This is a genomic window from Aquibium sp. ELW1220 (assembly GCF_030398385.1).
Lineage (GTDB): Bacteria > Pseudomonadota > Alphaproteobacteria > Rhizobiales > Rhizobiaceae > Aquibium.
The window spans coordinates 1-7,093 of the sequence record NZ_JAOAOQ010000087.1; the positions used below are offsets into that span (position 1 = coordinate 1).

General features: G+C 66.4%; 4 protein-coding genes and 1 pseudogene. All 5 read right to left on the minus strand.

The window, feature by feature from the left end; translation table 11 throughout:
- Nucleotides 1-65 precede the first annotated feature (65 nt).
- The 5 genes and pseudogenes from N1F91_RS30565 to N1F91_RS30585 all read right to left on the minus strand — a co-directional run bounded on the left by N1F91_RS30565 (nt 66) and on the right by N1F91_RS30585 (nt 6,569).
- Nucleotides 66-554 carry a UPF0149 family protein gene (locus N1F91_RS30565; protein WP_289997691.1) on the minus strand — a complete coding sequence of 163 codons (489 nt, stop codon included), beginning with the start codon at nt 552-554 and terminating at the stop codon, nt 66-68.
- Nucleotides 551-1,003, minus strand: a pseudogene (locus tag N1F91_RS30570) (transposase); the annotation flags it as partial. The gene N1F91_RS30565 and the pseudogene N1F91_RS30570, both read right to left, overlap by 4 nt.
- A gap of 190 nt (nt 1,004-1,193) precedes the next feature.
- Nucleotides 1,194-4,058 carry an alginate lyase family protein gene (locus N1F91_RS30575; protein ID WP_289997692.1) on the minus strand — a complete coding sequence of 955 codons (2,865 nt, stop codon included), beginning with the start codon at nt 4,056-4,058 and terminating at the stop codon, nt 1,194-1,196.
- On the minus strand, nt 4,055-6,172 hold the full coding sequence (locus N1F91_RS30580) for a glycosyltransferase (protein WP_289997693.1): 2,118 nt from the start codon (nt 6,170-6,172) through the stop codon (nt 4,055-4,057). Before N1F91_RS30580 ends, N1F91_RS30575 begins: the two co-directional genes overlap by 4 nt.
- A 112-nt stretch (nt 6,173-6,284) precedes the next feature.
- Nucleotides 6,285-6,569, minus strand: a complete 285-nt coding sequence (locus tag N1F91_RS30585; RefSeq protein WP_289997694.1) for a hypothetical protein — start codon at nt 6,567-6,569, stop codon at nt 6,285-6,287.
- Nucleotides 6,570-7,093 lie beyond the last annotated feature (524 nt).

Here is a 7,093-nt window from a genome sequence, read left to right on the forward strand (position 1 = left end):
TGGCAAACCCTCGATAAGGCGATCGAGCCCATGACCCTTGACCTCGCCGCTTGATCAAGCGCAAATCATCCCGCTCGGAGGACGTCGCCAGAGAATTTCCACCACATACGAGACACAACCCAGGGCCTTTTGGCGTAGCCGGTGGCGAGCAGGAAGGCAGTGGACCACGCGAAGGCGTCGAACGTTCCGCCCTTGCGTCGCGCAAGACGCGGACGCCATGTCTGCGGCGTTTCCGCAAGCCCGGTCGAGATGCGGTTGTAGTTCGCGACCAGCGTCTGAACCGCGAGCGCCCCGGTCGTGCCTTCGAGCGCCATCATCGCCTGCTCGCCCGCAATCAAGCCAATCCAGTGGCGCGGGTCGATGAAGCGCGGTCCAATGATGAGGGCCGTCAGATAGCCGTCGAGCCCGGACATGCTGAAGACCGGCGGATGCGGTCGCCGCTTGCGCAGGAACGCCTCGAAGGCCGCATCGTCCAGCATCGGGCGCGACGGCGGAAGCGGGGAAGCCGCGGCGGGCGCAGCGACAACAGGCCCTTTGGGCGAACGTGCGATCATGCCGCCATCATCCCTGCCTGGCCCCGCTTTTCGCGGCTTGCTTTCCAGTTCCACGGGAGAAGCTGGTCGAGCCGATTGACCGGCACGGCGCCTGAGACAATCTGCTCCAGCACATCGGCGAGCCATGTCTCGGGATCGACACCGTTGAGCTTTGCCGAATTGACCAGCGATGCCAGCACAGCCCATGTCTCGCCGCCGCGGGCCGATCCGGCAAAGAGGCTGTTCTTCCTTGTCAGGCAGACCGGCTTGATCGAGCGCTCCACGATGTTGCTGTCGACTTCGATCCGGCCGTCGTCGAGGAAGGCTGTCAGTCCCGGCCAGTGCGCCAGTGCGTAGATGACGGCCTTGCCGAGTGACGACTTGGCCGAGACCTCATCGATCAGCGTCTCGAGCCGCGCCTTCAGGGCCGCCATCACAGCAGCGCTGTCGGCCTTGCGCGCCGACAGGCGTTGCTAGAACGGCCCTGGCGATGGCAGCGGCGCTTTCTTCGTCGAGCCGGGAATCCGATCGCACTTCATGCCGAACCGCGCCAAGGCGGCTCGCAGGTGAGCGGGCGATCCTGTCAACCCGGAAAAACCATGTGGCGCTGATCCCGCTTACTATCTGCCTGCGCCGCGATCCGCTGGCGCGAAGGCCTTACTAGCGGCTGGCACGCAGGATGGCGTCGGGCTGTTCAGCCGGGGCTGACGATACGCAGCCGGACAGGTGGTCGACAAGCCAGAACGGCCTCACCCCGTCATGCGGATGAAAGACCGGCGGCCATGCCGAGGGATCGAGCGCGCCGCCGTCGGATCGTTCCGGGAAGGCCATGTCCAGCTCGTCTCTCGCCGCCGCGGCCAAGGGCATGCGGCGGATCCAGTCGAAAGGCGCAACTTGCGGACAGGTCCAGGTCTGCGCGGTGAGACGGGGCACGAGCCAGTGCATCCCCGCGCGCAGCGACTGACTTTCCGCACCCTCGTAGCGCCACAGGTCGCAGCCCACCGTCTTCGCTAGCCGCACCAGGTTGACCCAGCTCTGCAGGTTGAAGCTCGTGTAATGGGCGGACCGGTTGCGCTTCAGCTCCTCCTCCTGGCTCCCGTCGGGCGAAAACTGCGTGAGGATGCGCGCCTTCGATGCGCGCAGGGTGGCGGACAGCGTGCGCAGGTCGCCGAGATAGGCGGCGATGGCGCCCACCTGGAGATCGAAGCACGTGCCGTGATTGTTCCGGGCGGCGCGCTCGGCAGCACCCTGCGAACCCGCGCATATCCAGTCGAGATAGGCGGCGAGCCAAGTGCGGAACTGGTCCTCCGTCGCCGTGTCGAGCGCTTCCGACTTTCGCAGGAGCCGCACCGCGTCGAGGAAAAAATAGAGGTCCTTCATCTCGATGAGGCCGTAGCCGCCGGCATACTTGGCATTCGGCTCCGGCCGCCACTGTGCATAAGTCAGGTGTGGGTTCATCCGCGTCCGTGGATCGATGAACCAGCAGCGCAGCATGGCCGTCGCATGCTCGGCGAACCGCCGTTCTCCCGTGACCCGCCATGTCAACGCGCACACGGTCGCATCGTCGAAGAGGCGTTGCAGCCGCGTGCGGTCATACCGTTCGCAGTGCTGGGAATAGAGTTCGGTTCCCGGGATCCGCTCACCGTCGCGCCGGATTAAGGGGAGGCCGTCCGCGGTTGCCGGATTGGGCCACCAGAAGGGGGCCGGATGCCAGTAGTCGTGGGGATCGCCGCTCGGGGGGAGGGTGGTCTTCTCCACAACCGTCTGGAGGCCGCGCTGCAGCGCCGCCTCGCCCGCCTCGAGCAGAGCGTCGCGCCATTTCGCTGCCAGTGAGCCGGTGGGGGTGACGACGAGGCGCGCAAAAGCTGTTTCGTCATAGGCGGCAAGACGATCCGGGTCCCAGTGCCGCGCCAGCACGTCCCGGTCGAGGTCGTCGAGCGTCGCGACTATCGCTTCGTTGCGCGCCAATTCGCGGCCCGTCTGGCTCGACTTCAGCGGCGCCTCCAGGTGCGAACGACCCGACGGCAGCCGGGCCACCCAGCCGGCCGAGCCGAACTCGGCGCCGCGCGTCGTGCGCTCGGGTCGTGGGACATCCCACACGTCGTCGCCCGCGAGGTCCCAGTCGCCGGGAATGCCGAGCTTCCAAAACAGCGATACCTTCGGGCGCCGCCCGTAGGGGTAGGCTTCGTCGAAGCTTTCCTCGGCATCGAATCGGAAGATCACCTGCGGCTCCTCCGTCGCCAGGGGGCCGAGATCGGCAGTCGTCGCCTGGGAGGTGTCGGAAAGCCGCGCCATCGGCACCTGGAAGTATTTCAGGTAGGGACGCGACGTCACGTCGGCGACTAGCCTGTCCCATGCCAGCTGCGACAGGAAGCAGTTGCCGTCCCATGGGAGAACCCATTTCGCCCGGTTGCGCCCGTCGTTCAGGGCCGCGTTGCGCGCGCCGTTGTTGTTGATCACGTAGTTGACCTTGTGGCGCCGCAGGCGTGCTTCAAAGCGCATCCGCATCCGCTCCGAGCAGTCCATCGGCGCCAGCCAGAAGGCGGGGTCGCTGAAGCCCGAGAAGTCCCAGTCCTGCCTGGCATAGTCGTCGCGGTCGAAGCGGATGTGCAGATAGGTTTGCCCGGCTTGGTCGAGCAGGTCGAGGATCGACGCCTCCGTCTCCGGGTCCACGATTCGGTTCACGACCCAGCGCTTCTCGCACTTGGCGAAGGTCGGTTCGTTGTCGAGGATGAAACGCACATTGCGCAGCGACTGGCCCTGTTCGTGTCGCGGATGAAGATCGTTGCCGATGATCCGGTAGAGCACGAACGTGTCGGGCACGTCTTCCAGGCCACGGGCCGCGTATTCGGCGCTCAGCGCGGCGATGTCGGGTTTCATGGCGGGGAGGCGCTCCGGCTTCGGCCGCTCCCACGCGCGGTCGGCCTCGACTCGAAGCATTTTCGGCGCCAGCACGTCGAGACCGCCGATGCGGTCAGCCAACAGGCCCGGCCGAGAAAGGTCGACGAGCGTCCCGACGCCCCATTTCCGCCACAGGAGCTGAAAGCGTTCGCGGAAACGTGCGAGACCCGCCGCCCCCTGGCAGTTCTCGGGCACGAAATACTCCACCACGTATCCCCGGCGGCGGAAGCCGGCATGGTCCGGCCAGTCGGTAAAGCAGACGGGCAGGAAGCCCGGCGTCTCGCGCTGCTGCCGCGCGAGATGGTCCAGCGCGATCCGGATGCCCTGCGCGTCAAGGCCGAAGAGCGCCACGACGGTCACGGCCGCCGCCGAGCGGTCCGGGACGAACCAGCCGGGGCGCGGCCGCAAAGCGTCGGGCGCTTCGCCGAAGGCCGACCATGCCGCCGGCGGAAGGGCGCGCAGCGCGATGGGCAGCGGTGTTCCCTGGGGAAGGAGGGTGACCCGCCGCGCGGCTCGGCCCGCACCGTCATGGGCGTCGAGTACGCCGAGCATAGCGTCGAGGATCCGGTAGTGGGCGATCTGCTTCTCCGAAAGGAGCAGCGACGGGGACTGCGCTTTGCTCACGCGGCCCTCAGCAGTTCGGCGATGGCGCTGGCCGCACGCTCTGCACCGTTGGGCCTCGCCAGCAGGCCGCATTTTTGCTGGATGACGGCGCGGGCGCGGGGATCGAGCATGACCGAGCAGATGGCGGGCAGGTGGAAGAGCTGGTCCTCGGGGAGTTCCAGTGCTGCGCCCCTGTCCTGCGCGTAGCCCGCCCGTCCCTTCTGGTCGTCGACGGCCCTGTGCGTGGTGGCTATGAAGACGGTTGGCACGCCAAAAACGATGGCCTCGTGAAAGCTGTTGTATCCGGCGGCCGAGATGCAGAAGTCGAAAGCCCGGAGATAGCGGCTGAGAGGATAGGCGCTGACGACGGTCGTATACGGCCAGAGCGACAGGGGGGCCGACGCATTCGCCCATTCGGCGATGACGATCTGCAGACCGTCGAAGGCGCGCAGGCACTTGACGACTGAGTCGACAAGCGAGACCACGTCGCGATGAGCCCCGGCTCCCAGATGAACCAGCACGGCGGGTCTTACCGGATCGAGACCGAGAACCCGGATCGCCTCCTCGCGGTCGAGCAGATCGGAGGGGTCGAGCAGTGTGACCGGATCGACCTGAAGCGCCTCGTGCCGGAAGGCCGCCGTCGCGCCCGCATCGCGTTCGGCGGCGATTTCGCCGGGCTCGATGATCAGGTCGAAATGGCGCGCGTTTGCAAGGTAGGGCGAGGCGATGAATCCGTTCATTCCTCGGCGTACCCAGACCAGCTTGCAGGGTGGCTGCGCTTGGGCCGCCTCAATGATCCCGGGGTACGGATTGTTCCCGTCGAAGACCACCGCTTCCGCCTCGTAGGCGAAGATCAGCCGTTCGAGCTCGCTGCGCAGCCAGCGGTCCCAGAGCCGGGGATCCGCGCCGGTGTCCGACAGCGAGGGCAGATACTCACTCGGATGGGCGGAGCCGCGCAGCAGCGGAAGCGCCTGGGCATGGGAGACGAAGATCGGTTCGAACCGCCCCGCCGCCCGGTTCGCGATCGCCAGCAGCCGTGACACATGACCGAGCCCGACACCGTTGGAGGCAAGGAATAGAATGCGACGCGTGCGCGGAACCGGCCGCGACGCCGGCTTCGGCGCCGCCGGTGCGTGCAGGCCCGCGAGCCGCGTCACGCGCTCGACGTGGAACCGCCAGGAAAACTGGAACGACGCCGATTTGGCAGCGCGCTCCAGGACGTCGGGCAGGTCAGGCCTTTCGAGCGTGGAGACCGCCGTGCTCAGTAGGTCGCGGCACTCGGCGTAGGAAGGCCCGTCGCCGAGGTGGGGACGAAGATGGGGCAGGGTGGCGACGACGCACCCCTTCGCCAGGGCGAGGCCCAGAACCGCATCGGGAACCGTTTCGGGCATCTTGACCGGCGCGTAGACAAGGGCGTCGAGACCGTCCAGGAAGGCCTCGATCGTCATCGCTCCCAGCTCGCGGACGAGCCATGCTTCCGGCATCTTCTCGCCGAGCAGCAGGGCCGCCGGCGGCAGGCCGAGCAGCCGGACGTCGACAGAGCCGTCGGACGGCAGCACCGCCGCCAGCGCTTCGGCGCTGTCGGGCCAGTGCGACCGCCCGCCGAAGTCGATGTGGCCGATGATGAAGCGCTTGCGGTCGGCTGCGGCCCGAGGGCGTCGACGGTACCCGGTGACGGGAGGCCGCCAGTCGACGTCCTCGATCTCGATGGGAAGCCCGAGCGAGTCGATGGCCGCGCGGACCCAGCGGTTGGTTGGCGCCCAGGAGATCGGCGCGCGTGCGAAGCCCACCAGCCGCCCGAGCGTCTCGGCGTCCGGGGCGCATTCATGGACGAGGACGACCCGATCCGCGCGCAGATTGACGAAACTAATCGGCAGCGAGGCAAGCGCGGTCGGCGCATGCACCACCAGGAGCCTGACGCTGACCGGCAGGTCGAGTGTGACGATTTCGGCGATCCGCTCGCGCACGCAGCGGTGGACGTCAGCGACGATACGGCGGTTCGGCGAGGCCGGAAGATGGAGCAGCCCGGTGCGCATCCCCATGTCCCACTGGACCGCGCATTCCGCAGCGACACGCGCACCGATGTCGCCTGCCGAAGCAAAATCCCCGGCCAAGACGATGTCGTACTCCTCCACGGTCCACCTCTGCGGCCGGCAAGTCGTCCGCCCGCAGGCGGCGATCCGGCAGATCGGAATTCAGTACTGGATCGGATCCACCGAGATGAGATCGGAGCGGCGATAACCTCGATCAGTACGGACCGGCCGCGTCGTCATCGGAGATCGCATCCGTCACGATGTTCGCGGGCAGGGTGCGGAGCTGTGCCAGCCTCATCATGTGGCGCGTGATGGTTCCGATCATCGGATCCGTCGGATTGGTTGAGAGCAGGGCATGCAGTTCGTCGCGAAGGGCGTCTGCGGACGCGGATTCGATGCGGGCGAGCCCAAGCTCGCTCTCAGCAACATATTCCACTGCATCTGCCGACTCGATTCCGGCCGCCAGTGCGATCGCCGCCAGTGCTGCCGCCAGTCCCATCCTGCTGTCCATCCTGCAATCGACCTTTCCTGTTTCGTCGGCATTGTGCCGGTGAAGTCGGATTTCTAATGCCGAAGAATCAGACCACGCACAAGGAGCCTTTCCGTGTATGCGGGGCAAATTTCCGAGCGGTCAGGCTTGAGCGGCTTGCCTGAAGAGATCCGGGAGTTGCGGTATCGGCTGTTGAGCAGATATGGCGCTCGCCGAGATATCGGAAGAACGAAACGTCGAGCTTGATGCAGTTCTTCATCAAGCCGAGCGTGACGTCGCGGGCTTGTTTCCCGCGTCTCTGACGGTTCCGCCGGATGTTCTGCGCTTGGTGACGAAGGCGCGGATGTCGTTTTCGGAGCCATCGGTATGGAGCGGGATCTCGGTGCGATCGAGAAGGTGCAGGAGTTCATGCTGGTTGTGTCTCGTATGTGGTGGAAATTCTCGGGCGACGTCCTCCGAGCGGGATGATTTGCGCTTGATCAAGCGGCGAGGTCAAGGGTCATAGGCTCGATCGCCTTATCGAGGGTTTGCCA

Coding starts and splice junctions, on each gene's coding strand:
- N1F91_RS30565 (WP_289997691.1), bottom strand. CDS start 554: ATGATCGCACGTTCGCCCAAAGGGCCTGTTGTCGCTGCGCCCGCCGCG.
- N1F91_RS30585 (WP_289997694.1), bottom strand. CDS start 6,569: ATGGGACTGGCGGCAGCACTGGCGGCGATCGCACTGGCGGCCGGAATC.